Raw genomic sequence first — 24,750 nt, 5'->3', positions numbered from 1 at the left:
CCCCTCCGGGGGCGGTCTCGCCGCGTCTGGCCTCCCAGGACTGGCCCGCCGCCTGACCCTCGCCTCGTTGTCGAGGGTTCCGCCGGAGCCCACTTCCACCTCCGCTCGGCGGCTGCGGTACCCCGGAGACACCCCACCGCGAGGAGAGGGCTTCTCACCGCGAGTGGAGACGGCTCAGCGGTTGCCGCCCGGCACCCATAGCACATCTCCGTCCGGATTTGCCGTTCTTGACAGGATAAAGAGCAGATCCGATAGCCGGTTGAGATACTTTGCCGGGAGCGAGCTGGTCCGCTCGGGGTCGTGCGCGACCAGGGCCCATGCCGCCCGCTCGGCGCGTCGGGCGACCGTCCGCGCCACGTGCAGCAGCGCCGCACCCGCGGTGCCGCCGGGGAGGATGAAGGAGTCGAGCTTGCTCAGGCGTGCGTTGTACTCGTCGCACCAGCCCTCCAGGCGCTCGACGTACGCCTCGGTGACCCGCAGCGGCGGGTACTTCGGGTCGGGTTCGACCGGGGTGGCCAAATCGGCGCCCACGTCGAACATGTCGTTCTGGATCGACGCCAGGACGGCCCGCAGTTCCTCGTCGAGTTGTCCCAGGGCGAGCGCCACGCCGATCGCGGCGTTGCACTCGTCGACGTCCGCGTACGCGGAGATGCGCGGATCGGTCTTCGGCACCTGCTCGTTGTTGCTCAGCCTGGTCATGCCGGCATCGCCGGCCTTGGTGTAGATGCGCGTGAGGTGGACGGCCATGACGCACAGCCTACGGATACCGGACCTGACTATCCCGGAGCGGCCGGGCGGCACCGCCGTCCGATCAGCCGGGAGCCCCGGCGACGCCGGTGACCCGGCGGTCCACGACCTCGACGTCATCCGGGTGCGCGGCGACGCGCGCCTGGCCGGCTCGGTGCACGTCGTGGGCGCCAAGAACTCGGCGCTGAAGCTGATGGCCGCCGCGCTGCTCGCGCCGGGCCGCAGCGTCATCACCAACGTGCCGCGCATCACCGACATCGCGATCATGGGCGAGGTGCTCCGCCGGCTCGGCTGCGGCGTCCGGTTCGACGCCGACGACCCGGTCGACCCGATGGTCGCGTACGGCGGGGTGGCCCGGTCCCGGTCGGTCGTCATCGACGTGCCCGAGCAGCCCGGCGCCGAGGCGGACTACGACCTCGTACGCCGGCTGCGCGCCTCGATCTGCGTGCTGGGCCCGCTGCTGGCCCGCCGGGGGCACGTGCGGGTGGCCCACCCGGGCGGCGACGCCATCGGCTCGCGGGGCCTGGACATGCACGTCTCCGGGCTGACCCGGATGGGTGCCGAGATCTCCGGGGAGCACGGCTTCGTGATCGCGTCGGCGCCGCACGGGCTGCACGGCGCGGAGATCGTGCTCGACTTCCCCAGCGTCGGGGCGACCGAGAACCTGGTCATGGCGGCGGTGCTGGCCCGGGGGCCGAGCGTCATCGACAACGCCGCCCGGGAGCCGGAGATCGTCGACATCTGCACGATGCTGAACCAGATGGGCGCGCGGATCTCCGGCGCCGGCACCTCCACCCTGCACATCGAGGGGGTGCCGGGGCTGCGGCCGGTGCGGCACGCGACGGTGGGGGACCGGATCGTCGCCGGTACCTGGGCGTTCGGCGCGGCGATGACCCGGGGGGACGTCACCGTGACCGGGGTGGAGCCGGCGTTCCTGGAGGTCGCGCTCGACAAGCTGGTCTCCGCCGGGGGCCTGGTGGAGACCCGGGGCGACGCGTTCCGGATCCGGATGGACGACCGGCCGAAGGCGGTGGACGTCGTGACGCTGCCGTACCCGGGCTTCGCCACCGACCTGCTGCCGATGGCGATCGGGCTGGCGGCGGTCAGCGACGGGGCCTCCCTGATCACCGAGAACATCTTCGACGGCCGTTTCATGTTCGCCAACGAGATGATGCGGCTGGGCGCGGACATCAAGACCGACGGCCACCACGCGGTGGTCCGGGGCCGGGACCGGCTCTCCGGCGCGCCCGTGCGCGCCACCGACATCCGGGCCGGCGCCGGGTTGATCATCGCCGGGCTCTGCGCCGAGGGGGTCACCGAGGTGTCCCACGTGCACCACGTGGACCGGGGCTACCCGGACTTCGCGGCCGACCTGCGCGCGCTCGGGGTCGAGGTGGAGCGGGGCACCGCACCGGAGGAACCGGACCTGAGCATCTGAGCCCGCGCCGAGCGGCACCTCGCCCTCCGAGGCCCACGGCCCCCGGCGGGGCCGCGCACGTGGGAGGGCGTGGGCCGGCACCTGGAGGGTCCACCGCGCCCGGCCGCCTTAGCATCCGTTCAGGCTCGCCGACTAGGGTGCTGGCAGACACTCAATCAGGCGAGGGAGAAGCAGATGGCGGGTCGACTCGCGGTCGTCGGGGCCGGGCTGATGGGCGCGGGCATCGCCCAGGTGGCGGCGCAGGCGGGCTGGCAGGTGACGCTGCGGGACCTGGACGACGCGGCCACCGGGCGGGGCATGGACGGCATCCGGAAGTCGCTGACCAGGTTCGCCGAGAAGGGCAGGATCGAGGCGTCCGAGGTCGAGGCGGCGCTGGGCCGGATCACCCCCACCACCGACCTGGAGGCGGCGGCCGACGCGGACATCGTGGTCGAGGCGGTCTTCGAACGGCTGGAGATCAAGCACGAGGTGTTCCGCGCGCTGGACAAGATCTGCAAGGCCGACGCGGTGCTCGCGACCAACACCTCGGCCATCCCGGTGACGCAGATCGCCGCGGTGACCGAGCGCCCGGAGGCCGTCGTCGGCACCCACTTCTTCTCGCCGGTGCCGATGATGAAGCTCTGTGAGCTGGTGCGTGGCTACAAGACCAGCGACGAGACCCTGGCCACGGCGAAGTCGTTCGCCGAGGAGATCGGCAAGACGGTCGTGGTGGTCAACCGGGACATCGCGGGCTTCGTCACCACCCGGCTGATCGCGGCCCTGGTCGTCGAGGCGGTCAAGCTCGTCGAGTCGGGCGTGGTGTCGGCCGAGGACCTGGACACCGCCTGCCGCCTCGGCTTCGGCCACGCCATGGGCCCGCTGGCCACCACGGACCTGACCGGCGTGGACGTGCTGCTGCACGCCTCGAAGAACATCTACACCGACACGGCGGACGAGAAGTTCTTCCCGCCGGAGCTGCTCCAGCGCATGGTCACCGCCGGCGACCTCGGGCGCAAGAGCGGCAAGGGCTTCTACACGTACTGACGGGCAGCCGGGGCGCGACGTCGCCCGGCCGCTCAGCGGACCGCCTCCACCGGCGCGGGGGCGGTCCGCCGCAGCCCGGCGGTGAGCATCAGGGTGGCCGCCAGCGCCGCCGTGGCGAGCAGCGCGACGGCCCAGCCCGCCGGGACCAGGTCCGCGACCGTGCCGGCGAGCACGGCACACAGCGCCTGCGCGGCCATCATCCCGTTGTGCTGCAGGCCCAGCACCTGGCCCCGGAACTCGATGGGTGAGTGGGCGATCAGGCGCTCCTGCAACGGCAGCCCGGCGGCGAAGCCCACCGAGGCGACGACCGCGACCAGCATGGCCAGCGGCAGCGCCGGCGACAGCGCGAAGGCCAGGTAGGGCAGGACGAGCAGCAGCCGCAGGGCGGGAACCAGCCGGTTGCGCCGGGCCGGGGGCAGGAACCGTCCCACCACGACGTCGCCCGCCAGCATGCCGAGGGCCGCGGCGGCGTAGAGGAAGCCGGCGCGGTCCCCGGCGTACGGCACGAACAGCGCCTCGCAGCCGACGACCAGGCCGGGCGGCAGCCACAGGTTGAGCAGGAGCGCGCGGCGGCCGGGATCCGTCCACAGCTCGCGGTTCACCCGGAGCGTGCGCCCCACCGTCGTCCGGGCGGTGGTCCGGGCCGGGCGCTCCGAGATGCCGAACCACCCGACTGCCGCCGCCACCGCCCGCAGCACCGCCGCGAGCAGGAACACCTCGTACGGGTCCAGCCAGAACAACAGGACGCCGCCCAGCCCGAAGCCGGCGATCTGCATCGCCCCGACGCTCGTGTTCATGGTGGACCTGCCCAGCACGTAGGCGTCGGTCGGCAGGATGTCGGTGAGCAGCGCCCACCGGGCCCCGCCCGTGATCGAGCCGACGTACGCGCCGGTGAAGATGATCGCGAACCGGGCCCACAGCGGCAGGCCGGGCACCGCCTGGAGTGCCGCTCCGGCGGCGACCAGCACGGCGGCGAAGGTCAGCGCCCGGCGGGGCGGCAGGCTGTCCGCGGCCGACAGCAACGTCAGGCTGCCGAGCACGCCGGCGAGCGGCGCGCCGAACATGCTCAGCGCGGTGAGCAGCGCCGAGCCGGTCGACGCGTAGGTCAGCGAGCCCAGCGCCAGCGCCGACGTGGTGTGCGCCGCGATGCCCGCGCAGTTCGCCAGGAACAGGTTGCGGAACTCCCGGACCGCGAACAGATCTGCGTACGTTCTCACGGGCCCGATCGTGTGGGGTGCCGGGTGGATCTCCTAGAGTTACGTCTGGAGGCGAAACATGGCCGTCTGGCAGGTGCCGTCGGATCTCCTCGCGCGCAGCCGCTTCACGGTCTCGCCGATGGTCGACACGGTCGCCGCGCTGCGCGCGCTGCACGACCCGCGTAGCCCGTGGCAGCGGGCCTGGCGGGAGCCGCACGTCGCGGCGTTCCGGCGGATGCTGGCCGGTCGGCCGGTGGTCCGGGCGCTGCTGCCCGCGTCGTTCCACCCCCGGTGGACCGCCGACTTCCTCACCGTCGCGCCCGCCTCGCCGGAACCGACGTTCGCGGCGGAGCTGGCGGCCGTCGGGCGGTTGTCCGACGAGCGGATCCGGGCCGACCTGCGCGCCACCCGCCCGGAGCCGCTCGCCGCCGAGCTGCTGGCGGACGGTCTCACCGGGCAGGTGGTGGAGCTGCTCGACTGGGTCTGGACGCACACCGTCGAGCCGGAGTGGCCGGAGCGGGAACGCCGGCTCCGGGCGGACATCGTGGCCCGCACCGCCGCGTTGAGCGCGGGCGGCTGGGCCGGGGTGTTCGCCGACCTCAACCGCAACGTGTGCTGGCTGGGCGACGGTCGGCTCCAGGTCAACGACTACCCGGAGCCGCCGCTGTCGCTGGACGAGGCCGAGCAGTTGGTCTTCCTCCCGGCGCACTGCCGTCGCGGCTGGGTGGTCTGGGACAGGCCGACCCGGTTCGGGATGGTGTACCCGGTGCGCGGGATCCTGGTCGATCCCACCTCACCGGCACCCGACGGGCTCGCCCGGCTGATCGGCGCGAACCGGGCCCACATCCTGGTCCGGCTGGACACGCCGCTGAGCACCTCGCAACTCGTGGCGGTGACCGGGCTCTCCCTCGGGACGGTGGGCGACCACCTGCGGGTGCTGCTGGACGCGGGCGCCGTCGGCAAGCGGCGGTCCGGGCGCGAGGTGCTCTACTGGCGTACGCCGCTCGGTGTCGCGCTCACGACGTCCACGCGTTAGCCGGGGCCCTTCCTCAGACCTCAGCCGTCGCGCTTGGTCGTCCAGCGGAACGTGGTCAGGCAGAGCACCAGGCCGATCACGCACCACGCGACGAGGACCAGGGCGACCCGGTCCAGCTCGAACGAGCCACCCGGCTCGCGGGCGCCGAAGCCGTCCGGCAGGAAGACCGAGCGCAGGCCCTGGCACATCCACTTCAGCGGGAAGAGCGCCGCCACCTGCTGCATCCAGGTCGGCAGCTCGGTGAAGACGAAGAACACCCCGGAGATGAACTGGAGCACCAGCGCGACCGGGGTGACCACTGCCGAGCCGCTGCGGGCGGTGCGGGCCAGCGACGAGATGGCGATGCCGCACAACGTGCAGGCGGTGACGCCGAGCACCGACACCCAGCCGAAGGTCAGCCACTTCGCGGCGGTCCCGGGCAGCTCCAGGTCGAACAGCGCCACCGAGACCGCGAGCAGCAGTACGGTCTCGGCGATGCCGATCGCCACGACCATGATCACCTTGCCGGCGAACCAGACCCACTTCGGCATCGGCGTGCCCCGGTAGCGCTTGAGCACCCCCCGGTCCCGCTCGATCGGGATCCAGATGCCCAGGTTCTGGAAGCTCACCGTCATCAGGCCGGTGGCGATCATGCCGGTGATGAAGTATTGCGTGTAGCTGACACCGGGGGCGATCTCGTCGTCGAAGATCGCCGCGAAGATCAGGATCATGATGACCGGGAAGCCCATCGTGAAGACGACGGACTCCCGGCTGCGCAGGAACTGGGTGATCTCCAGCCGGCTCTGCCGCAGGCTGAGGGCGACCGGGCCGGGTCGCCGGGCCGGTGCCGTGGTGACCGGCGCGGCCGGCTTCGTCGTGGTGGTCATCGGTGTCCGATCATGCGCAGGTAGATGTCCTCCAGGGTCGGCCGGGTCACCGTCAGGCCGGGGACCTCGCCGCCGAAGCGCGCCGCCAGCTCCGCCACCAGCGCCGTCGGCGTCGCGCTCTCCGCCGTTTCCCGCGCCCCCTCCGGCGTACGCCAGGAGACCGTCGCCAGGGCCTCGCGCCGGTTGCCGAGCTGGTCGGGCGTGGCCACCTCGACCACCCGGCCGCCCGCGATGACGCCGACCCGGTCGGCGAGGGACTCCGCCTCGTCGAGGTAGTGGGTGGTGAGCACGATGGTGGTGCCGGCGGCGGCCAGGTCGCGGATCAGCTCCCAGAACTCCCGGCGCGCCTCCGGGTCGAAGCCCGTGGTGGGCTCGTCCAGGAAGAGCAGCTCGGGGCGGCCCACGATGCCGAGCGCCACGTCGAGCCGGCGCTTCTGCCCGCCGGAGAGGGTGTGCGTACGCGCCTTCGCCTTGCCGGCCAGCCCCACCCGCTCGACGACCTTGTCGGGGTCGTCCGCGTCGGCGTAGAAGCCGGCGAAGTGGCGCACCACCTCGGCGACCGTCAACTCGTCGAACTCGCCGGTGCCCTGGAGCACGATGCCCACCCGGGAGCGCCAGTCGGCGGCCGGACGGGCCGGGTCGCTGCCGAGGACGTCGACGTCGCCAGCGTCGCGCCGCCGGTAGCCCTCCAGGATCTCCACGGTGGTGGTCTTGCCGGCGCCGTTGGGGCCGAGGAGGGCGAAGACCTCGCCGCGGTGGACGTCGAGATCCACGCCCGCCACGGCGACGTTGTCCCCGTACGCCTTGCGCAGCCCCCGGACGGAGATCGCCAGCTCGTCATGCATGCGTCAAGTGTGCGACCTGGCCGCGGCGGTGGGCCGGCCGGGGTGTGGTGGTCGCGCCCATGTCGGGCGCTTCGCACCCGGGTTTCCGCTCCATGGAGCTGTGTGGTTTTCCACAGCTCTGGTGACTGAACGGTAACTTAGACTCCCGCCATGGACGAGAAGGCTCTCCCCGGCCGGCTGCCCGAGCGCGACCGCCCCTGGGTGATGCGCACCTACGCCGGGCACAGCTCGGCCGCGGCGACGAACGCGCTCTTCCGCCGCAACCTGGCGAAGGGGCAGACCGGCCTGTCGGTCGCCTTCGACCTGCCGACCCAGACCGGCTACGACCCCGACCACGAGCTCGCCGCCGGCGAGGTGGGTCGGGTCGGTGTGCCGGTGGCGCACCTCGGCGACATGCGGGCCCTCTTCGACGGCATCCCGCTGGCCGACATGAACACGTCCATGACCATCAACGCGCCGGCGATGTGGCTGCTCGCCCTCTACGGCACGGTCGGCGAGGAGCAGGGCGCGGAGCTGTCCCGCTGCGCCGGCACCACGCAGAACGACATCATCAAGGAGTACCTCTCCCGGGGCACCCACATCTTCCCGCCGGCCGCGTCGCTGCGGCTGACCGCCGACGTCGTCGCGTACGCGCTGCGCGAGATGCCGCGCTGGAACCCGGTGAACATCTGCTCGTACCACCTCCAGGAGGCCGGCGCGACGCCGGTGCAGGAGGTCGGCTTCGCGCTCTCCACCGCCGTCGCGGTGCTCGACGCGGTCCGTGACTCGGGGCAGGTGCCCGCCGAGCGGATGGGCGACGTCGTGCAGCGGATCTCCTTCTTCGTCAACGCCGGGGTGCGCTTCGTCGAGGAGATCGCCAAGATGCGCGCCTTCGGGGCGCTCTGGGACGAGATCACCCGCGAGCGCTACGGGGTGGAGAACCCGAAGCAGCGGCGGTTCCGCTACGGCGTGCAGGTCAACTCGCTGGGCCTGACCGAGGCGCAGCCGGAGAACAACATCCAGCGCATCGTGCTGGAGATGCTCGGCGTGACCCTCTCCCGGGACGCCCGGGCCCGTGCCGTGCAACTGCCCGCCTGGAACGAGGCGCTCGGCCTGCCCCGGCCGTGGGACCAGCAGTGGTCGCTGCGCATGCAGCAGGTGCTCGCGTACGAGTCGGACCTGCTGGAGTACCCGGACCTGTTCGAGGGCTCGCACGTGATGACGGCGCTGGTCGAGGAGATCGTCACCGGGGCCCGGGTCGAGCTGGAGAAGGTGCTGGAGATGGGCGGCGTCGTCGCGGCCGTCGAGACCGGCTACCTCAAGAGCGCCCTGGTCGCCTCGCTGGCCGAGCGGCGCCGCCGGATGGAATCCGGCGCCGACGTGGTGGTCGGCGTCAACCGGTTCACCGAGACCGAGCCGTCGCCGCTGACCGCCGCCGGCGCCGAGTCCGTCGAGCAGGTCGACCCGGCCGTCGAGGCGGCGGCCACTGAGGCCGTACGCCGGTGGCGGGCCGGGCGGGACGACTCGGCTGTCGACGCGGCACTGGCCCGGCTGCGCGCGGACGCCGCGACCACGACGAACCTGATGCCGGCGACGCTGGAGTGCGTGCGGGCCGGGGTGACCACCGGCGAGTGGGCCGGCGCGCTGCGCCAGGTCTTCGGCGAGTACCGGGCGCCCACCGGCCTGACCGGCGCCGCCGGGGCCGGCGGGGACGCCACCCTGGCCGCCGTCCGGGCGCGCGTCGCCGCCACCGCCCGCGAGCTGGGCAGCGGCCGGCTGCGGCTGCTCGTCGGCAAGCCCGGCCTCGACGGGCACTCCAACGGCGCGGAGCAGATCGCGGTACGCGCCCGCGACGCCGGCTTCGAGGTGGTCTACCAGGGCATCCGGCTGACCGCCGGGCAGATCGTCGCCGCCGCCGTCGAGGAGGACGTGGACCTGGTCGGCCTCTCGGTCCTCTCCGGCTCGCACCTGGCGGCGGTACCGGCGGTGCTGGACGGCCTGCGCGCCGCCGGCCGGTCGGACCTGCCGGTGGTGGTCGGCGGGATCATCCCCGCCGGCGACGCGGAGCAGCTCCGCGCCGCCGGGGTGGCCCGGGTCTTCACGCCGAAGGACTTCGCCCTGACCGGGATCATCGACGACCTGGTGACCGTGGTCCGGGAGGCCAACGGCCTGCGCTGAGGGGAAGGCCCCCGGCGAGGACGCGTCGCCAGGGGCCTGTCCGTCGCGGCCCGACGCCGGTGCGCCCGTGTCAGGTCAGCGGCTGACGTAGGTCATGCAGTCGGCCATGTCGTTGTCGGGACCGACCTTGATCGACGGCGCGTGGCATTCCAGCTGCTCGTTGTGCTGGCAGTCCGCGCGCTGGCAGGCGCCCACCTGCGCGGTCATGCCGCCGTCGACCCCGCCACGGACCGCCGGCATCTCGACGAAGGTGTGGCAGTGCGCGTGGTCCGGGCTGCCGATGGTGATGGCGAAGGCGTGGCAGTCGTTGGTGTGGTTGTACGAGCACGCCGCCACGACACATTCCTGGACGCGGGGCATCTCCACTGCTGCGGTCATGGTGACCTCCTATAGAGTCGTGCCCCGATTTTAGGCTTTTGTGGGTTTTGCCGAGCCTGCTTCAGCCCACTCCGAGCACCTCGGACAGCGGGGCCGGCTCGAGGCCGCGCTCGGCCAGCCCGGCCAGGATGTGCGGCAGCGCCTCGTCCGTCATCGGCGCGTTCGCCTCCGTCACGTGCAGGACGATCACCGATCCCGGACGCACCCCGTCCAGCGCGGCATGCACCACCGGCCGCCAGGACTTCGCGAACGGGTCGCCGCTGACCACGTCGCCGTCGACCACCGTCACCCCCAGCGGCGCCAGCGCGGCCAGCGCCTTCCGGTCGTGGCACAGCCCGGGGAAGCGGAAGTACCGGGTCTGCCGCCCCCCGTACGCGGCCACCACGTCGAACGTACGGGCCACGTCGGCCGTCATCTCCCGCTCCGCGATACGGGGCAGGCCGTAGCAGTCCGGGGTGAAGGCCAGGTGCCCATACGTGTGGTTGGCCAGCTCGAAGCGCGGGTTCGCGGCGAGTCGACGGGTCACGTCCGGGTACTGCTCCACCCACTTGCCGGTGAGGAAGAAGGTGGCCGGCACCCGCTCCCGCTCCAGCAGGTCGATGATCTTCAGGTTCGCGTACGACCGCACCGCGCCGCTGCGCAGCTGGTACCGCATCCCGTCCGTCATGTCGGCGTCGAAGGTGAGCGCCACCTTGTTCCCCGTACGCGGTCCGTGGTCGACGACGGGTGGCCTGGTCCCGACCGGGGTCGCGCCGGGGACCGTCGCCGCAGGCGCGGCGGGGGCCGTGGTTTCCGGGGTGGCCGGGGCCACCGTCACCGCGGGCGCGGCGGGGGCCGTGGTCTCCGGGGCGGCCGCGGCGCGATCGGTTGCCGCGATGCGGACGATGCCGGCGTCGGCCGGCGCGCGCAGCGGGTTTGGGAGGACGAGGAGAGCCGCGGCGGCGACGACGGCGGTGAGGGTCGCGACGAGCGGAACGCGGGGGATCTTCACGTGCACCGGGAGATGATGTCAGCGCCTGACATTTCCTGCGTGCCCGCTGTCGAGCGTGCTACCTGAACCGGCTGCGCGCGGGGACCCCGTCGGGTTGGTCGCGCGGCCTTGTCCTGGCTGCTTGCGCGGGCCGTGTCCGGTTGATTCCACGGCCTTGTCCCGGCTGCTTGCGCGGGCTCTGTCCCGGCTGGTTGCGCCTGCCTCATCCCGGCTGGCAGTGCCCGGTGGGTCCCCGCTCATCCCGACATCGGGTGCCGCGAGCCGGGCGACGCAGACCGAGCGACGCAGACCGAGCGATGCGGACCGGGCGATGCGGACCGGGCGATACGACCGCGGTGCCGCGACCCGGTCGACGCGCCCCGGACGGCCCGTTCAAGCCGGCCGTGCAGAGGGCCGGTCGCCGCAACGGGAGCACTCACCCTGCCTGCCGCCGTGAAGCGAGCATTGGTGATCAGGACGCCATGGACCTTAACGGGCGGCTTTAACGTCCATGGCGTCCTGATCACCAGTGGGTGGACCGGTGTTCTTGGCTTGCTCGGGTGTGGCGAGGCGGGCAATTCGGGCGGGGTGCGGCGGTCGGCACCTGTTTCCTGGCTGCACGGGTGTCCGGGCTTGTCGCCAAGGTCCGGTCGGAGGCCGCGTCGGGCATCACCTGACGCCCCGTCCCAAATGTTTTGTCCGGTTTGTGGATGCGACCGGAGGCATTTCGGGGGCGGAATCGTGGCTGCGGCGGGGTCGTTACACCGTGCGTACGACCGAGCAAGGCCGCCGTCGCGGGAGGCTGAACCAAGCCGCCATTCTCTCGCCGCCCGCGCCCTCGGAGAACGCCATGACGACCTGGCCACCGCCCGAGTGAGCGAGGCCAACCCGCCCGATCGAGGGCAACCCTTCCCGTGGGGTGCGGGCCAACCAAGACCGAGTGCGGGCCAGTCCGAGTGAGCCGGGCCACGTTGTCCGACGGGCTGGCGGGCCTGGGGCCCGGAATGATGGCGGGCCGGCGGTGGTTACACATGGTCACGGCCCGCGTAAGGGCACCCGCAACGCGAAGCGTGAGGGCGTCCCCGCCCCGCGAGACAGCCTCGACCTCCACTGGTCAGCAGGCGGGCGCGGCCGATCTGATCTTCCTCCGGACGAGTTGCCGGAGATCTCCTGGTTCCTGAGTTGAGCCGAGTTCGTGAGCGCCGGACGGTGCTTGCACCCGCGTGAGCCGATCCCCCTCGGTGCGGGTGCCGACCCCCGAATGGAGCGTTTCCGATGAACACGATCATGCGTAAGAGCGTTCTTGGTATCGCTGGCCTGGCGGTCGCCGGTGGTCTGGCTGCCGGTCCGCTGAACCACGCCAATTCCGGTGTCGAGGTCGAGGCGGGCTCGCCGATCACGGCGGCTGCGGTGCAGGCCGACAAGCCGGACATGGGCAAGCTGGTGCCGCATGGCGTGCAGGGCGCCCAGTCGCACGTTGACCTGTCGGACGAGCAGGTCGCGAACGTGAAGGCCATCATCGCGGCGACGAAGAAGGCCGGCATGGACGAGCGTGCCGCCGTGGTGTCGATCGCCACCGCCCTGCAGGAGTCGAAGTTGGCGAACCTGGGTCATCTGGGTGACCGCAACGACCATGACTCGCAGGGCCTGTTCCAGCAGCGTCCGTCCAGTGGGTGGGGCACGGTGGAGCAGATCACCGACCCGGAGTACTCGACGATGGCGTTTCTGAAGGGTCTGAAGCAGGTCGACGGGTGGCAGGACATGCCGCTGACGAAGGCCGCGCAGACGGTGCAGGTGTCGGCGTACCCGGACCATTACGCCCAGTGGGAGCAGCAGGCCGCTGACCTGGTGGCCGAGCACTGGAACAGCTGACAACAGCAACTGAACGTCGCTCTGGCCGGCACCCCGAGGTGGGGTGCCGGCCAGACGCATGTCCGGGGCCGGGGCGGGCGTTGTTCGGCGGGCCGTGGTCAGTTCGCCGACCCCAGCCGGCGGTGCCGGGCACGTCGGGCAGCGGCGCGTGCCGGGTGGACACCAGCAACGCGCCACCGGCAGACGGGAGGCGGTCGGGGCGTACGACGATCAGACGCGGAAGCCGGCGGCCCGCGCCGCCTGACGCTCCCGGCGGCGGTCGGAGCGGCGGCGCACGAACCAGAAGACGAAGACGACCAGCCCGAGCAGGAACGCCAGCACCAGCACCGGCAGCAGGATCGCCACCACCGACATGGCCACGCTGGTGGCGTCCTCGGCGGTGCTGGCCACGGGTGCGCCGACGCCGGCCGTGGTCGCGTTGATGACCGGTCGGGCGGCGGACTTCAACAGGTGTACGCCGAGGGCGATCACCACCCCGGCCACCACGGGGACCCACTGGCTGGACGAGAAGAAGGTGTCAGGGTCACTGACCGTCACCGTCTCCGAGGACGAGCCCGCGCCGAACGCCAGGCCGCCGGCTGTCGGCCGGACCACGGTCTGCACGACGTCGTTGACGTGGTCGACCACCGGGACCTTGTCGGCGACGACCTCGACGACCAGCAGCACCGCCAGGATCGCGATCACCCAGCCGTTGCCCAACCACTGCCAGCCTCCGGGCAGGTCGATCAGGCTGGTGTAGCGGGCCAGGAGACCCATGGTGAGCAGGGGGATGTACGCGTTCAGCCCCGCCGAGGCGGCGAGACCGGTACCGGTGAGAACTTCGAGCACCATCTCAGCATCGCACCGGCGCGCCAGTGCCGCTCGGTGGCGCGGACCGGGGTCTCGGCTACCCTCGTCGGGTGCGGTTGGTCATTGCGAAGTGCTCGGTGGACTACGTCGGACGGCTCTCGGCCCACCTGCCGCCGGCCACCCGGTTGCTCATGGTGAAGGCGGACGGGTCGGTGTCGATCCACGCCGACGACCGGGCGTACAAGCCGTTGAACTGGATGAGCCCGCCCTGCCGGTTGGAGGAGGCCCCCGGCGTCTGGCGGGTCGTCAACAAGGCGGGGGAGGAACTGCGGATCACCCTGGAGGAGATCTTCCAGGACACCTCGTACGAGCTGGGTGTCGATCCGGGCCTGCGCAAGGACGGCGTGGAGGCGCACCTCCAGGAGCTGCTGGCGGCCAACCCGGAAACGCTCGGCGAGGGGTTCACGCTGGTCCGCCGTGAGTACATGACGGCGATCGGCCCGGTCGACCTGCTCTGTCGGGACGCCAACCAGGGCGCCGTGGCTGTGGAGGTGAAGCGGCGCGGCGAGATCGACGGCGTGGAGCAGCTCACCCGGTACCTGGAGCTGATGAACCGCGACCCGCTGCTCGCGCCGGTCGCCGGGGTCTTCGCGGCACAGGAGATCAAGCCGCAGGCCCGGGTGCTCGCCACGGACCGGGGCATCCGCTGCGTCGTCGTCAACTACGACAAGCTGCGCGGCATCGAGCGCGACGAGCTCACCCTGTTCTGACTGTGAGGCTGGCCGGGTCGGACCGCCCTCGCGGCGTTGCGGCGGACGCTGGAGGCCGGGCCCGCCGCAGCGTCAACGGGGCGGCTCCGGCGGGCCGTCCGCGCGGACGGCGATCAGCGACTTGGGCAGGCCGGCCACCCGCTCGACGAGGATGCGTGAGTCGGGGAAGTAGTGCCGCATCTGCGAGCGGTCCAGCAGCTCCGTCCAGAGCACCTGGTGGATGGCGGCCTCGTGGCTGCGGGTCGGCTTGTGCCCGAGCGGCCAGCGGCGGGCGAACGCGGTCCGCAGCCGCACGGGGAGGAACTGCATGCCCGGCGCGATCCAGTGCGGCTCGATGGGGAAGTAGCGGTAGGGCGTCTGTACCCAGTGCCGGTCGCCGAGGTTGCGCACGGCGTCAGCGAAGCGCAGCCGCCGCTCGTGCCCGCCGACGTGCTCCAGCACCGAGTTGGAGAAGACCAGGTCGTAGCGGCGCCCGGTGATCCGGGCCGGTAGGTCGCAGGCGTCGGCCCGGTCGACCTCCGCCCACTCCGGGACGTCCGTGGGCGGTCGCTCCAGGTTGACCACGTGTACGCGCGCCGGCCGCACGTCGGCCCGGGTCCAGGTGCCGAGCCGGCCACCCAGGTCGATGACGTGCATCTTCTCCAGGTCAGGGAACGTCCGGACCAGCCAGTCGGCGCGGCGACGCCGCTGCCGGGCACTCCACGACCGGTCACTGTCGACGAGGTGGAAGCGCAATCGATGGGGGCGCATTTAACGCAATGTACCGCTCCCACCACGTTGGACACATGTGAGGGTCTTCATGATCGGTTATCCGACAGTCACCTGCCGTACATGACCTTGATGGCCTTGACGAGTCGTGCGACGTCGGCCGGCGTCCGCTCGAAGGTCGTCGAGGGCAGCAGCGACCGGGCCCGCCGCCGGGTGATGGCCTTGGCGCGGCTGAACTCGCGCAGCCCGTCCTCGCCGTGGATGCGCCCGAAGCCGGAGTCGCCGACGCCGCCGAACGGCAGGGTGGACATCCCGGCGAAGGTCAGCGCCGAGTTCACCGACGCCATGCCCGAGCGCAGTCGCCGGGCGATCGCCACCGCGCGCCGCCGGCCGAAGACCGAACCCCCCAGGCCGTACGACAGGGCGTTGGCGCGGGCGACGGCCTCGTCGGCGTCGCGGACCCGGTTGATGGTCAGCGTCGGCCCGAACGTCTCCTCGCGTACGGCGGCGGAGTCCTCCGGGACGTCCACCAGCACGGTCGGCCGCACGTACGGCGGCTGCACCGCGTCCGCGCCGCCGAGCACGGCCCGGCCGCCCCGGGCCAGCGCGTCGTCGATGTGCCGGCGGATCACGTCGACCTGGCTCGGCATGGTGATCGGGCCGATGTCCGCGTCGTCCGCGCCGACGGTCAACCGGCCGGCCCGCTCGACGACCTTGCCGACGAAGGCGTCGAAGACCGGCTCGACCGCGTAGACCCGTTCGATGCCGATGCAGGTCTGGCCGGCGTTGGTCAGCGCGCCCCAGACGCACGCCTCGGCGGCGGCGTCCAGGTCTGCGTCGGCGTCGACGATCATCGCGTCCTTGCCGCCCGCCTCCAGCAGCACCGGCGTCAGCGACTCGGCGCAGGCCGCCATCACCTTCCGGGCGGTGGCCGACGAGCCGGTGAAGGCCACCTTGTCCACTCCCGAGCGGCAGAGCGCCGCCCCCACGTCGCCGAGCCCGTGCACCGCGGTGAACACCGGCTGCTCCGGCACCACCTCGGCGAACGTGTCGACCAGCCACTGCCCGACGACGGGGGTGTACTCGCTGGGCTTCAGCACCACCGCGTTCCCCGCCGCCAGCGCGTACGCGGCGGAGCCGATCGGGGTGAAGACGGGGTAGTTCCACGGGCCGATCACGCCGACGACGCCGTACGGCTGGTATTCGAGGTGGGCGGAGAACTCGGCCAGGACGAGCCGTGAGCGGACCCGGCGGGGGCCCAGCACGCGGCCGGCGTTGCGGGCCGCCCAGTCGACGTGCTCGACGGCGCTGACGAGTTCGACGACGGCGTCGGCGATCGGCTTGCCGCCCTCGACGTGCACCAGTTCGGCGATCTCCTCGATCCGCCGGGCGAGGAGGCTGCGCCAGCGCAGCAGCCGCTCCCTGCGCCCGCCGAAGCCGAGCCCGGCCCACCACTCGCCGGCCGCTCGGGCCCGCTCGACGGCCCGCCCGACGTCCTCGGCGGTGGCGACCGGCAGGCGTCCGGCCTCCGCGCCGGTCGCCGGGCTCGTCGACACCAGCCGACCGTCCTCGATGATCGGGGTACCCGGGACACGCACAGCCGTCATGGCGGAAGTCTAGACCTGAGAATTACTCGCCGGTAGGGCCGCGACGGCAGGGTCCCGCCGGTCGGACCGGCCGCGGAACGGCGGAACGGGGTGGACGGCGGTCGGCCGGACTTGTGATGATTCTTCCGCCGGAGGGCGCCGAATCGCCGAACGCGAGGTGTCCGGCCGGGGACGCGGAGGTGACCATGCGGCGGTGGAGGCGACTACCGTGTGGTGGCAGGCTGACGCGCGGGGTGACCGCGCGGGGTGGAGGCTGACATTCCATGGAGGAACATCCGGAACTGAGACCGTTGTTGACGGTGGCCGGTGGGGCGATGCGGGGGCTGAGCGTCCGGGTGGGCCCTGAGCGGCAGGTCATCGGCCGGGGGTCGACCGCGGACATCGTGGTGCACGACGCCCACCTGAGCCGCCGGCACGCCGAGGTCTGGCTGACGGGCGAGGGGGCGGCCCTGGCGGATCTGGGTTCCACCAACGGCACCTGGCTGAACGACCGGCGGATCACCGGCGTGGAGCGGCTGGCCGACGGGGACGTGATCCGGCTCGGCCGCACCGAGCTGCGCGTCTTCGACCCGGGCGTGGCGCGGACCGACCCGGTGGGCTTCAGCTTCGGCGAGCCGCGCCGGGACCGCCGCCCGACCCTGCCGCTGCCGATCGCGGCGCAGGCCGCACCGGCCGTCGACGCGGTGTCGCCGGTGGCGCTTCCGGCGGCGGTGTCCGCGCCGTCCTGACCGGCGCCGACGGCGGATGCCGGCGCACACCTCCGGGCCGGTGAAGGTGGCGGGCCGGCCCATGGACGCGTCCGGCGCCCCCGTGGCAGCATCCGGCGGATGGAGACCGGACAGCGGCAGGTGTCGGCGAACGGGATCACCCAGGCGGTACGGGTGGCCGGGCCGCCGGACGGCGTTCCCGTACTGCTGATCCACGGCAACTGCTCGTCGGCGGCCTTCTGGGAGCCGCTCGTGCGGCGACTGCCGGCCACCCTCCGGGTGGTCGCGCCCGACCTGCGCGGCTACGGGCTGACCGACACCGTCCCGGTGGACGCGACCCGGGGGCTGCGCGACTTCGCCGACGACGTCGCCGCGCTGCTCGACGAGCCGTCCCTCTTCGCCCCCGGCGTCCGGCCGGTGGTGGTCGGCCACTCGCTCGGCGGCGGGGTGGCCCTGCGGCTGCTCGTCGACCACCCCGACCGGGTGGGCGCGCTGCTGCTCGCCGCTCCGGTCTCGCCGTACGGCTACGGCGGCACCCGGGACCTGACGGGGACGCCGACCACCCCCGACTTCGCCGGCACCGGCGGCGGCACCGCCAACGGAGAGTTCGTCAGGCGGCTGGCCGCCGGCGACCGGGGCGTGGACAGCCCGGCCAGCCCGCGCGCCGTGCTGCGGGCCACCTACGTGGCGGACCCGGCCTCGCTCGGCGACGACGAGGAGCTGCTGCTGGACAGCCTCCTCTCCACCGCGACCGGTGACGACAACTACCCCGGTACGGCGGTGGCCTCGGCGAACTGGCCCGGCACCGCCCCGGGACGGCGCGGCGTGCTCAACGCCCTCTCCCCGGCGCACTTCCGGATCGCCGACGAACTGGTCGCCGTGGCCGGGAAGCCGCCGGTCACCTGGATCCACGGGGACGCCGACGTGATCGTCTCGGACACCGCGATGATGGACCTGGCCCACCTGGGCTCGCTGGGCGTGGTGCCCGGCTGGCCGGGGGAGGCGGCCTGCCCGGCGCAGCCGATGGTGGCGCAGACCCGGGCGGTGCTGGAGCGTTACGCGGCGGCCGGCGGGGCGTACCGCGAGGTGCTGCTGCCCGGCTGCGGGCACAGCCCGCACCTGGAGCGGCCGGCCGAGTTCGTCGCCGAGCTGCTGAGGTTGACCGACACGGTGGGCTGATCGACACGGTGGGCCGATCGACGGGCGAGCGCGGCCGGCGCGGCGAGCCGACCGGCCGGGAGCCGACCCGCCTCGTCGAACGGCGCGCGCGCAACCCCGCTGGGCTCGTGAAATTTCCCACGGCGCCTCGACAACGCAACGTCACGTGGCAGACTCGCGCGCATAACCTTAATGGTCGTTAACGCGGCTGTGCGGAGCATCGAGGAGGCTGGTCGTGGCGCGTGATTTCACCAGCGTGGGCGTTGTGGGTCTGGGCACCATGGGTGCCGGCATCGTCGAGGTATTCGCGCGCAACGGGGTCGACGTCGTCGCGGTGGAGGTCTCCGAGGACGCGCTGGAACGCGGCCGGGCCATCCTCACCGGGTCGACGGACCGGGCCGTGGCCAAGGGCAAGCTCGCCGAGGCCGACCGGGACGCGCTGCTGAGCCGCGTACGGTTCGCCGTCGGGCTGGACGCGCTGCACGCGGTCGACCTGGTCATCGAGGCGGTGCCCGAGCACCTGGACCTCAAGCAGCGGATCTTCGCCGAGCTGGACCGGGTCTGCAAGCCCGAGGCGATCCTGGCCACCAACACCTCGTCGCTGAGTGTCACCGAGATCTCCGTCGCCACCAGCCGTCCCAACCAGGTGATCGGCATCCACTTCTTCAACCCCGCCCCGGTGATGAAGCTGGTCGAGGTGGTCCGGACGGTGGTCACCTCCGCCGACGTGGTCGCCGACGTGGAGGCGCTCTGCAAGCGGCTCGGCAAGGTCGACGTCACCATCAGCGACCGGGCCGGCTTCATCGCCAACGCGCTGCTCTTCGGCTACCTCAACCACGCCGTCGGGATGTTCGAGGCGCACTACGCCACCCGCGAGGACATCGACGCGGCCATGAAGCTCGGCTGCGGCCTGCCCATGGGCCCGCTGGCGCTGATGGACTTGATCGGCCTGGACACCGCGTACGAGATCCTCGACACCATGTACCGGCGCGGCGGGCGGGACCGCCGGCACGCCCCGGTGCCGCTGATCAAGCAGATGGTCACCGCCGGGCTGCTCGGCCGCAAGTCCGGCCGGGGCTTCTACACCTACGAGCGGCCGGGCTCCCCGGTCGTCGTACCCGACGAGCAGACGCCGGTGGCGACGGAGGCCGCGCTCGGCGGCGCCGCCGCGATCGCGAAGGTCGGCGTCGTCGGATCCGGGACGATGGCCACCGGCATCATCGAGGTCTTCGCGAAGGCCGGCTACGAGGTCGTCTCGGTGACCCGGGGCGCGGAGAAGTCCGCCAAGGTCTTCGAGGCGGTCAGGACCTCGCTCAACAAGGGCGTGGTGCGCGGCAAGCTCAGCGAGGCCGACCGGGACGCCGCGCTCGGCCGGATCAACTGGTCGGCCACCCTGGACCACCTCGCCGACGTCGACCTCGTCGTCGAGGCCGTGGTCGAGGAGCTGAGCGTCAAGAAGGCCCTCTTCGCCAGCCTCGACGAGATCTGCAAGCCGGGCGTCGTGCTCGCCACCACCACCTCATCGCTGCCGGTGATCGACGTCGCGATGGCCACCCAGCGGCCCGCCGACGTGATCGGGCTGCACTTCTTCAACCCGGCGCCGCTCATGCCGCTGGTCGAGGTCGTGGAGACCATCCGCACCTCGACGGAGACCACCGCCACCGCCCGCGCGGTCTGTGCCGCGCTGGGCAAGACGGGCGTGGTCTGCGGCGACCGGTCCGGCTTCATCGTCAACGCGCTGCTCTTCCCGTACCTCAACGACGCCGTGAAGATGCTGGAGGCGAGCTACTCCACCGCCGACGACATCGACCACGCCATGAAGCTGGGCTGCGGCTACCCGATGGGCCCGTTCGAGCTGCTCGACGTGGTCGGCCTGGACGTCTCGCTGGCCATCCAGCGGGAGCTCTACCTGGAGCTGCGCGAGCCGGGCTTCGCGCCCGCGCCGCTGCTGGAGCACCTCGTCACGGCCGGCTACCTGGGGCGCAAGAGCGGCCGGGGCTTCCGCGACCACACCCGTCGCTGACCCGGTCAACACCGCCCGCCGGTGACGGCGTCTGCATGGTGTGACCTTCGAGGAGTACGTCGGCAGCCGAGGCCCCGCCCTGATGCGGCTGGCCCGGCTGCTGACGGGCGACGAGCACCGGGCCGAGGACCTCACCCAGGACGTCCTGACCCGCGCGTACGTGCACTGGCGGCGGATCGCCCGGGTGGACCGGCCGGACGTGTACGTGCGCCGGATGCTGGTCAACGCCAACAACTCCTGGTGGCGCCGGCGGACGAACCGGGAGCTGGCCACCGCCGACTTCGCGGAACGGCCCCAGCACGGCGACCTCGGCGGCGAGACGGCCGACCGGGACGCCATGTGGCGGCTCATCCTCGGGCTGCCGGACCGCCAGCGGGCGGTGCTCGTGCTGCGCTACTACGAGGACCTCGACGACGCGACCATCGCCCAGATCCTCGGCTGCTCGCCGGTCACCGTCCGCACCCATGCCATGCGGGCGCTCAACAACCTCCGGGAGCGCCACGGCGTCCCGGCGACGAACGGGAGCCGGCCGTGACCGACCTCGACGAACGGATCGTACGGACGCTGCGGGAACGCGCCGAGGGGACGGTCGACACCGACCGGCTCACCTCCCGTGCCGTCGCCGGGGGACGGGTCCGTCGCCGTCGCCGTCGGGCCGGCGCGGGCCTCGCGCTGGGCGTGGCGGCGGTGCTCGGGTTCACCGTCGCCACCGGCGTGGGCCTGCCGGAGCGGGTACGCCCGCCGGACGCCGCCGCGCCGGACGCCGCCACCGCCGCGCCGCCCCGGCTGGAGAACGTCCCCGGCGCGGCCGCCCGGCCCGACCTGGTCGGCACGGATCCGCAGGTACTGCACTTCGGGTTCGACCCGGCCCGCGCCCGCTACCGGGGCTGGCACGTCGGGTTCGGCGTGGAGAGCATCCGCGTCGAGGTCGGCGGTGGCCGGCCGGTGAGCGTCGCGCTGGCCCGTTCCGCCGACGCGCTGTGGGAGTACGCGGTCGAAGGGCTGCCGCCGGGGGCCACCGGGATGACGGGCGGGACGGTCTTCGATGGCACCGATCGCCTGCACCGGGAGGGCGGCACTTCCATCTGGATCCGGCTCTGGCAACCGGCCCCCGGCCTGTACGCCCGGGCCGCCGTGTCCGCCGTGACCGCCGAGGAGATCGAGGTGGCGGTCGGCGCCCTCCGGTTGGGTGAGGCGCGCCGCTGCGTCGCGCCGGTGCGGCTCACCACGCTGCCCGCCGGCGCCCGGCTGGACCAGTGCACCGTCGATGCGGGGTCCTTCCCCGCCACGTTGCACATGTCGCTGGTGGTGAACGGGCCCGGGGAAGCGGAGACGCGTGTCGCGTTCGACTACGCGCGCTCGATGGTCACCGGCCGTACGGCGGGCAACCGGACGATCGGGGGTCGGGCCGCCTACCTCTACCCGCGGGGCGACCAGTTGGAGCTGCTCGGCATCCCTAAGGCCCACCTGATCGTCGATTTCAGCTGGTCGCACGGGGACTTCACCGAGGCGGACGCCGCCGTCCTGCTGGGCGGGGCGCAGGTCGCCACCGATCCCGGTGACCCGCAGACCTGGGGCTGACCAGCGGCGGGGCCGGCCCGCCCACCCCGGGCCGGTCCCGCCGCCGGCCCGTACGCTTGGCAAGCGTGAGCCCCCGTCGCAACCGACCCCGCCGCGATGACGCCGCGCACCTCGACTCCGACCGGGCCCGGCAGGGCGTCGCCTCGGTGCAGCAGTGGCGCGACGGCGACTGGCAGGTACGCGGCATCAGCGGCGGCGCGTCCACCAAGACGTACCGCTGTCCCGGCTGTGACCAGGAGATCCGGCCCGGGGTGGCGCACCTGGTGGCGTGGCCGGCGGACGGGCGGGGCGACCTGACCGACCGGCGGCACTGGCACAGCGGGTGCTGGCGTGCCCGCGACCGGCGTGGGCCGGTCGTCCAGCGTGGTCGCGGTGCTCCCCGCTACGGCTGAGCGATCTGGATCACGCTGTTTCCGCCCCGCCCGGCGGTTCCCGGCCGCACCGGCGAGACTGGTGGGGTGAGCACACCGATCCGCGCGTCCTCCATCCTGCCCGGGCACCGCGAGGACATCGAGCTGCACACCGCTGACGGTCTGCGGCTGGTCGGCGAGTTGGCCCGGCCGCTGGACCGGGAGCCAGTGGGCACCCTCGTCTGCCTGCACCCGCTGCCGACGCACGGCGGGATGATGGACAGCCACGTGTTCCGCAAGGCGGCGTGGCGGTTGCCGGCCCTGGCCGACCTGGCGGTGCTCCGCTTCAACACCCGGGGGACCAGCAGCGTGCGCGGCACCAGCGAGGGGGCCTTCGACAACGCGGTCGGCGAGCGCTTCGACGTCGCCGCCGCCATCGAGTACGCCGAGTTCCACGAGCTGCCGAACGTCTGGCTGCTCGGCTGGTCGTTCGGCACGGACCTCACCCTCAAGTACGGCTGCGACCCGGCCGTCGTCGGGGCGATCCTGCTCTCCCCGCCGCTGCGTTTCTCCGCCCCGGCCGACCTGGAGCACTGGACGGAGTCCGGCAAGCCGCTGACCGCGCTGGTGCCCGAGTTCGACGACTACCTGCGCCCCGACGAGGCCCGGGAGCGCTTCGCGGCGGTGCCGCAGGCCGAGGTGGTCGGGGTGCCCGGGGCGAAGCACCTCTGGGTCGGCGACGCCGAGACCGTGCTGGACGAGGTGGTCCGCCGGGTCAACCCGGCCGCCGCCGTGCCGCTGCCGACCACCTGGGACGGCCCGATGGAGACCGGCGACGTCAGCGCGTACGCCGACCGCACGGTGGCCTCCTTCGCGGACCGCCCGGTGCCCGGCCCGCCTGCCGGCCAGGCCGGCTGACCCGCCCTCGGCCTCGCGCTCGCGCCGCGGACCCGCCCTCCGGCCGCGCGCTCCCGTCGCGGGCCCGCCCTCCGCCGCGCGCTCCCGTCGCGGGCCCGGCCGACCCGGTCCACCCGTGGCCGACCCGGTCCATCCGTGGCCGACCGGTCTGGCCGTGGCCGACCCGGTCCATCCGTGGCCGCCCGGTTCACCCGTGGCGGCCCGGTCCACCGGTGGCCGGTCGGGCCGGGCCGGGCGGGGTCAGCGGGACTCCTGCCGGGGCAGGACCACCTCCCGCAGGATGAGCTGGAGCGCGGCCACCGCCGGGATCGCGATCAGCGCGCCCACCACGCCCAGCAGGGAGACCCCGAGCAGGGCGCCCACCAGGGCGGCCACCTCGTTGACCGACACCGACCGGCGCATGATCTTGGGATAGATCAGGTAGTTCTCCACCTGCTGGTAGATCAGGAAGAACACCGCACAGGCGATGCCGACCGGCAGGTCCGTGGCGAAACCGACCAGGCTGACGATCACCGCGCCGAGGGTCGCGCCGATCTGCGGGATCAGGTCCGTCACCGCGACCACCACGGCCAGCGCGAACGGGTACGGCAGCCCGACGATCACCGCGAAGACGAACGTGGACACCCCGGCCAGCACCGCGATGCTGAGCGCGCCGACCATGTACGCGCCGACCTTCGTCAGGATCTCGTCCCCGATCAGCCGTACCCGCTCCCGGCGCGAGCGGGGCACCAGCGAGTAGCCCAGGTCGCGGAGCCGGTCGAAGTAGGCCAGGAAGTAGATGGTCAACACCAGCACGGTCAGCCCCCGGAAGACCGTGCCGAAGATCAGTTGGGCGCCGCCGAGCACCCCGCCGAGGGCCTGACCGACCGTGTCCGCGTTCGCCGCGCTCTGCACCCGCTCCATCAGGTCGTACCGCTCCACCAGGTCGTTGACCGTCTCGTTGCGGCGCAACGCCTCCAGGTAGCTCGGGAGCTGCTCGATGAACTGCCCGCTCTGCGTCACGATCGGCGGCACCAGGGCGAACAGGCCACCGCAGAGGAGTAGCACGACCGTCAGCGCGACCACCGCCACGGCGAGCCCGTGCGGCAGCCCCCAGGACCGCAACCGGACCACCGCGGGGTGCAGGCCGACGGCGAGGAAGAGCGCGATGACCACCAGGACCAGGATGCCGGCCGCGTTGCGCACGCCCAGATAGAGGGCGTACGCGAGCAGCACCCCGGCCGCGCCGGTGAAGCCGACCAGGAAGCTGCTGCGCTTCAGCGGCCGCCCCGGCGTACCGAACCGGCTCGACCCGTTCCCCGTCGGCTCGCCGTCGTCCGCCGTGCCGGTCGTGTCTCTCGTGCTCGTCGTGTCTCTCGTGCCCGTGGTGCCTGTCGTGCCTGTCGTCCTGTCGGCGTGTTCGGGCGCGGTGGCGTGCTCCGGCTTCCGGTTCCTGTCGCCCGGTGCCGGGGCGCGATCGGGCTCCCGGTCGCCGCTCGACGCCATCGGTCCGTCGTCCGCCATCGGACCTCCCTGGATCGATTCCCGCGGGACGGCCCGACCACGGCTCACGTCGGCGAAATCCCACCGGGAGCGTACGCCGCAGGCTTGCCCGCGCCACCCACCCGAGCC

23 protein-coding genes are annotated in these 24,750 nt (G+C 72.9%); 13 read left to right on the top strand and 10 right to left on the bottom strand.

What is annotated here, in order from left to right; translation table 11 throughout:
- Window positions 1-174: 174 nt before the first annotated feature.
- Complete coding sequence (locus F6X68_RS15135; protein ID WP_132231212.1) at window positions 175-747, bottom strand: cob(I)yrinic acid a,c-diamide adenosyltransferase; 573 nt, start codon at window positions 745-747, stop codon at window positions 175-177.
- Between F6X68_RS15135 and murA the strand changes: the two genes are divergently transcribed.
- On the top strand, window positions 746-2,185 hold the full coding sequence (murA, locus tag F6X68_RS15130; protein WP_151454884.1) for a UDP-N-acetylglucosamine 1-carboxyvinyltransferase: 1,440 nt from the start codon (window positions 746-748) through the stop codon (window positions 2,183-2,185). The genes F6X68_RS15135 and murA overlap by 2 nt on opposite strands.
- Window positions 2,186-2,359: 174 nt before the next feature.
- Window positions 2,360-3,208 carry a 3-hydroxyacyl-CoA dehydrogenase family protein gene (locus F6X68_RS15125; RefSeq protein ID WP_151454883.1) on the top strand — a complete coding sequence of 283 codons (849 nt, stop codon included), beginning with the start codon at window positions 2,360-2,362 and terminating at the stop codon, window positions 3,206-3,208.
- Window positions 3,209-3,240: 32 nt separating this feature from the next.
- On the opposite strand, the gene F6X68_RS15120 is transcribed toward F6X68_RS15125, so the two are convergent.
- Window positions 3,241-4,425: an MFS transporter gene (locus tag F6X68_RS15120; RefSeq protein ID WP_151454882.1), complete on the bottom strand. Its 1,185-nt coding sequence runs from the start codon at window positions 4,423-4,425 to the stop codon at window positions 3,241-3,243.
- A gap of 58 nt (window positions 4,426-4,483) precedes the next feature.
- Between F6X68_RS15120 and F6X68_RS15115 the strand changes: the two genes are divergently transcribed.
- Window positions 4,484-5,440: a helix-turn-helix transcriptional regulator gene (locus F6X68_RS15115; protein ID WP_151454881.1), complete on the top strand. Its 957-nt coding sequence runs from the start codon at window positions 4,484-4,486 to the stop codon at window positions 5,438-5,440.
- 20 nt (window positions 5,441-5,460) lie between these two features.
- On the opposite strand, the gene F6X68_RS15110 is transcribed toward F6X68_RS15115, so the two are convergent.
- Window positions 5,461-6,306 (bottom strand): ABC transporter permease, encoded by an 846-nt coding sequence (locus tag F6X68_RS15110; protein WP_151454880.1) that lies wholly within the window; start codon window positions 6,304-6,306, stop codon window positions 5,461-5,463.
- Entirely contained in the window at window positions 6,303-7,151 is an 849-nt protein-coding gene (locus F6X68_RS15105) for an ABC transporter ATP-binding protein (RefSeq protein ID WP_151454879.1), read from the bottom strand. The genes F6X68_RS15110 and F6X68_RS15105 overlap by 4 nt, the downstream gene beginning before the upstream one ends.
- Window positions 7,152-7,301: 150 nt before the next feature.
- Between F6X68_RS15105 and F6X68_RS15100 the strand changes: the two genes are divergently transcribed.
- Complete coding sequence (locus tag F6X68_RS15100) at window positions 7,302-9,308, top strand: protein meaA (protein ID WP_151454878.1); 2,007 nt, start codon at window positions 7,302-7,304, stop codon at window positions 9,306-9,308.
- Between the two features lie 75 nt (window positions 9,309-9,383).
- Here F6X68_RS15100 and F6X68_RS15095 read toward each other — a convergent pair whose 3' ends face one another.
- Together F6X68_RS15095 and F6X68_RS15090 are read right to left on the bottom strand one after the other, a co-directional pair.
- On the bottom strand, window positions 9,384-9,686 hold the full coding sequence (locus F6X68_RS15095) for a DUF1540 domain-containing protein (protein WP_151454877.1): 303 nt from the start codon (window positions 9,684-9,686) through the stop codon (window positions 9,384-9,386).
- 61 nt (window positions 9,687-9,747) lie between these two features.
- A complete protein-coding gene (locus tag F6X68_RS15090) occupies window positions 9,748-10,683 on the bottom strand; it encodes a polysaccharide deacetylase family protein (protein WP_225852220.1) in 936 nt (311 codons plus the stop codon).
- A gap of 1,248 nt (window positions 10,684-11,931) precedes the next feature.
- Here F6X68_RS15090 and F6X68_RS15085 point away from each other — a divergent pair.
- On the top strand, window positions 11,932-12,528 hold the full coding sequence (locus F6X68_RS15085) for a hypothetical protein (RefSeq protein WP_151454876.1): 597 nt from the start codon (window positions 11,932-11,934) through the stop codon (window positions 12,526-12,528).
- Window positions 12,529-12,738: 210 nt separating this feature from the next.
- Here F6X68_RS15085 and F6X68_RS15080 read toward each other — a convergent pair whose 3' ends face one another.
- Complete coding sequence (locus F6X68_RS15080; RefSeq protein WP_151454886.1) at window positions 12,739-13,356, bottom strand: DUF4126 domain-containing protein; 618 nt, start codon at window positions 13,354-13,356, stop codon at window positions 12,739-12,741.
- 71 nt (window positions 13,357-13,427) lie between these two features.
- Here F6X68_RS15080 and nucS point away from each other — a divergent pair, with 71 nt between their 5' ends.
- Window positions 13,428-14,087, top strand: a complete 660-nt coding sequence (gene nucS, locus F6X68_RS15075) for an endonuclease NucS (RefSeq protein WP_151454875.1) — start codon at window positions 13,428-13,430, stop codon at window positions 14,085-14,087.
- A gap of 72 nt (window positions 14,088-14,159) precedes the next feature.
- Here nucS and F6X68_RS15070 read toward each other — a convergent pair whose 3' ends face one another.
- Window positions 14,160-14,837 (bottom strand): methyltransferase domain-containing protein, encoded by a 678-nt coding sequence (locus F6X68_RS15070; protein ID WP_151454874.1) that lies wholly within the window; start codon window positions 14,835-14,837, stop codon window positions 14,160-14,162.
- Between the two features lie 68 nt (window positions 14,838-14,905).
- On the bottom strand, window positions 14,906-16,402 hold the full coding sequence (locus tag F6X68_RS15065) for an aldehyde dehydrogenase family protein (protein WP_151454873.1): 1,497 nt from the start codon (window positions 16,400-16,402) through the stop codon (window positions 14,906-14,908).
- 263 nt (window positions 16,403-16,665) lie between these two features.
- Here F6X68_RS15065 and F6X68_RS15060 point away from each other — a divergent pair, with 263 nt between their 5' ends.
- The 7 genes from F6X68_RS15060 to F6X68_RS15030 all read left to right on the top strand — a co-directional run bounded on the left by F6X68_RS15060 (window position 16,666) and on the right by F6X68_RS15030 (window position 23,139).
- Window positions 16,666-17,130: an FHA domain-containing protein gene (locus tag F6X68_RS15060; protein ID WP_151454872.1), complete on the top strand. Its 465-nt coding sequence runs from the start codon at window positions 16,666-16,668 to the stop codon at window positions 17,128-17,130.
- A 99-nt stretch (window positions 17,131-17,229) separates the two neighbouring features.
- A complete protein-coding gene (locus F6X68_RS15055) occupies window positions 17,230-18,288 on the top strand; it encodes an alpha/beta fold hydrolase (RefSeq protein ID WP_151454871.1) in 1,059 nt (352 codons plus the stop codon).
- A 214-nt stretch (window positions 18,289-18,502) separates the two neighbouring features.
- Window positions 18,503-20,290, top strand: a complete 1,788-nt coding sequence (locus F6X68_RS15050; RefSeq protein WP_151454870.1) for a 3-hydroxyacyl-CoA dehydrogenase family protein — start codon at window positions 18,503-18,505, stop codon at window positions 20,288-20,290.
- Window positions 20,291-20,330: 40 nt separating this feature from the next.
- Window positions 20,331-20,825, top strand: a complete 495-nt coding sequence (locus F6X68_RS15045) for a SigE family RNA polymerase sigma factor (RefSeq protein WP_151454869.1) — start codon at window positions 20,331-20,333, stop codon at window positions 20,823-20,825.
- The gene (locus tag F6X68_RS15040) at window positions 20,822-21,871 is read left to right on the top strand and encodes a hypothetical protein (RefSeq protein WP_151454868.1); all 1,050 of its coding nucleotides are present in this window, start codon (window positions 20,822-20,824) and stop codon (window positions 21,869-21,871) included. Before F6X68_RS15045 ends, F6X68_RS15040 begins: the two co-directional genes overlap by 4 nt.
- A gap of 65 nt (window positions 21,872-21,936) precedes the next feature.
- Window positions 21,937-22,263 (top strand): hypothetical protein, encoded by a 327-nt coding sequence (locus F6X68_RS15035; RefSeq protein WP_172896372.1) that lies wholly within the window; start codon window positions 21,937-21,939, stop codon window positions 22,261-22,263.
- 66 nt (window positions 22,264-22,329) lie between these two features.
- Window positions 22,330-23,139, top strand: a complete 810-nt coding sequence (locus F6X68_RS15030; protein ID WP_151454867.1) for an alpha/beta hydrolase — start codon at window positions 22,330-22,332, stop codon at window positions 23,137-23,139.
- A 240-nt stretch (window positions 23,140-23,379) separates the two neighbouring features.
- Here the strand turns inward: F6X68_RS15030 and F6X68_RS15025 are convergent, their stop codons facing one another.
- Window positions 23,380-24,642, bottom strand: coding sequence for an AI-2E family transporter (locus F6X68_RS15025; RefSeq protein ID WP_225852219.1), 1,263 nt, complete (start codon window positions 24,640-24,642; stop codon window positions 23,380-23,382).
- Window positions 24,643-24,750: the final 108 nt, after the last annotated feature.

It is taken from the genome of Micromonospora sp. AMSO12t, assembly GCF_008806585.1.
Classification (GTDB): Bacteria; Actinomycetota; Actinomycetes; order Mycobacteriales; family Micromonosporaceae; genus Micromonospora; species Micromonospora reichwaldensis.
The sequence above is the reverse complement of the archived record's forward strand: the minus strand, read 5'-3'. Positions and strand labels throughout refer to the sequence as shown.

What these genes read in the sequence shown, in the direction of transcription:
- F6X68_RS15110 (WP_151454880.1), bottom strand. Translation starts at nt 6,306, where the DNA reads ATGACCACCACGACGAAGCCGGCCGCGCCGGTCACCACGGCACCGGCC.
- F6X68_RS15135 (WP_132231212.1), bottom strand. Translation starts at nt 747, where the DNA reads ATGGCCGTCCACCTCACGCGCATCTACACCAAGGCCGGCGATGCCGGC.
- F6X68_RS15085 (WP_151454876.1), top strand. Translation starts at nt 11,932, where the DNA reads ATGAACACGATCATGCGTAAGAGCGTTCTTGGTATCGCTGGCCTGGCG.
- F6X68_RS15065 (WP_151454873.1), bottom strand. Translation starts at nt 16,402, where the DNA reads ATGACGGCTGTGCGTGTCCCGGGTACCCCGATCATCGAGGACGGTCGG.
- F6X68_RS15105 (WP_151454879.1), bottom strand. Translation starts at nt 7,151, where the DNA reads ATGCATGACGAGCTGGCGATCTCCGTCCGGGGGCTGCGCAAGGCGTAC.
- F6X68_RS15095 (WP_151454877.1), bottom strand. Translation starts at nt 9,686, where the DNA reads ATGACCGCAGCAGTGGAGATGCCCCGCGTCCAGGAATGTGTCGTGGCG.
- F6X68_RS15115 (WP_151454881.1), top strand. Translation starts at nt 4,484, where the DNA reads ATGGCCGTCTGGCAGGTGCCGTCGGATCTCCTCGCGCGCAGCCGCTTC.
- F6X68_RS15125 (WP_151454883.1), top strand. Translation starts at nt 2,360, where the DNA reads ATGGCGGGTCGACTCGCGGTCGTCGGGGCCGGGCTGATGGGCGCGGGC.
- F6X68_RS15060 (WP_151454872.1), top strand. Translation starts at nt 16,666, where the DNA reads ATGGAGGAACATCCGGAACTGAGACCGTTGTTGACGGTGGCCGGTGGG.
- F6X68_RS15070 (WP_151454874.1), bottom strand. Translation starts at nt 14,837, where the DNA reads ATGCGCCCCCATCGATTGCGCTTCCACCTCGTCGACAGTGACCGGTCG.
- F6X68_RS15100 (WP_151454878.1), top strand. Translation starts at nt 7,302, where the DNA reads ATGGACGAGAAGGCTCTCCCCGGCCGGCTGCCCGAGCGCGACCGCCCC.
- murA (WP_151454884.1), top strand. Translation starts at nt 746, where the DNA reads ATGACGCACAGCCTACGGATACCGGACCTGACTATCCCGGAGCGGCCG.
- F6X68_RS15055 (WP_151454871.1), top strand. Translation starts at nt 17,230, where the DNA reads ATGGAGACCGGACAGCGGCAGGTGTCGGCGAACGGGATCACCCAGGCG.
- F6X68_RS15025 (WP_225852219.1), bottom strand. Translation starts at nt 24,642, where the DNA reads ATGGCGGACGACGGACCGATGGCGTCGAGCGGCGACCGGGAGCCCGAT.